The organism is Streptomyces cahuitamycinicus (assembly GCF_002891435.1).
Lineage (GTDB): Bacteria > Actinomycetota > Actinomycetes > Streptomycetales > Streptomycetaceae > Streptomyces > Streptomyces cahuitamycinicus.
On the sequence record NZ_POUC01000828.1, the window covers coordinates 1 to 1,399 of the forward strand.

Below are 1,399 nucleotides of genomic sequence, written 5' to 3' on the forward strand. Positions count from 1 at the left end.
CAATGCCGTTGCTTTTGAGGCTGTCGGCCGGTTGAGCCGGTGTGCTGATATCCCGTCTGGAGCGGTTGGGGCTGGGCGCCTTGACCCGATCGTGCCCGCCAGAACTGGTGGACCGGGTGGTCAATGAGGCCGGCCGTTCGGAGAGGCGTCGGCGTCTGCTGTCCGCTCGGTTCACGGTGTACTTCGTACTGGCGATGTGCTTGTTCCCGCAGGCCGACTACCTGGAGGTTTTGCGCCTGGTGAAGGCCGGAGACCCGGGACTGCGGTCGTGGACCGGGGTCAACAAGTCCTCGCTGACCAGGGCCCGGCAGCGGCTGGGGTGGACCGTGATGCAGGAACTGTTCCGGGCTGTGGCCCGGCCACTGGGCAGGGAAGACGATCTCTTCCACGGGCTGCGAGTACTGGCCCTGGACGGGACACTGCTGGCCGTGCCGGACTCGGCGGTGAACAACGACGCTTTCGGCAAGTCGGGATCAGCGCGCAGTCCGATGGGGTATCCGCAGGCCCGAGTGGTGGCAGTGGCCGAGTGTTCGTCCCACGCCGTGCTGGACGCCGTGGTCGGCGGGTTCAAGGAGTCCGAGCGGATCGTCTCCGACGCCCTCGGTGCCCACGTCGGGAGCGGGACCCTGGTGCTGGCCGACCGTGGGCTGTGGGGCCTGGCCCGTTGGCAGCGGTTGCGGGACCAGGGCACTCACCTGCTGTGGCGGATCGAGCGGCGCAAGGCCCGCCGGGTCCAGGACGTGCTGTCCGACGGCAGTTACCTGGCCCGGATCGAGGCGAACAAGCACAGCAAGGCGGCCGGGACGGTCAAGGCTCCGCCCGCTCTGGTCCGGGTGATCGAGTACCGCGTCGACGGCCAGGCCGACATCGTCCGGCTGATCACCAGTCTCACCGACCACGAGCAGTACCCGGCTGCCGAGCTGGCCGCGCTCTACGCCCGGCGCTGGGAGATCGAGTTGGTCTTCGACGAGATCAAGACCCACCAGCGCGGCAGACCGGTCCTGAGGTCGCAGACACCGGACGGGGTGCGGCAGGAAATCTACGCGCACCTGATCGTCCACCATGCCACCCGGGACCTGTTGAACGAGGCCGCCAGGCTTCACCAGAGCACCGCCGAGCGGACCTCGTTCACCCGGGCACTGCACGTCGTACGCCGCACGGTGACCTCACCGAGCGGCTTTTCCCCCCTCCGCCCGCAGACGGGACCGGCGCCTCGGGCTCGCCGAGATCGGCCAAAGTCTGTTACCCCGCCGTCGGCCCCGTGACTGCCCCCGCAAGATCCGCTCCTGCATCACCGGCTACGGCAGCAAGGCCCCCGGAGAACCCGCGAGCCACCGCCGCTCCCCGGTCGTCGTCACCCTGAACCACCGATGGCACGACCACTAAAGCAACGGCATTG

1 protein-coding gene is annotated in these 1,399 nt (G+C 68.7%); it reads left to right on the top strand.

The genetic code is table 11. The annotated features are described in order from the left end of the window. Positions 1 to 41 precede the first annotated feature (41 nt). On the top strand, positions 42 to 1,265 hold the full coding sequence (locus tag C1J00_RS43225) for an IS4 family transposase (RefSeq protein ID WP_245936749.1): 1,224 nt from the start codon (positions 42 to 44) through the stop codon (positions 1,263 to 1,265). The last annotated feature ends 134 nt before the right edge of the window (positions 1,266 to 1,399 follow it).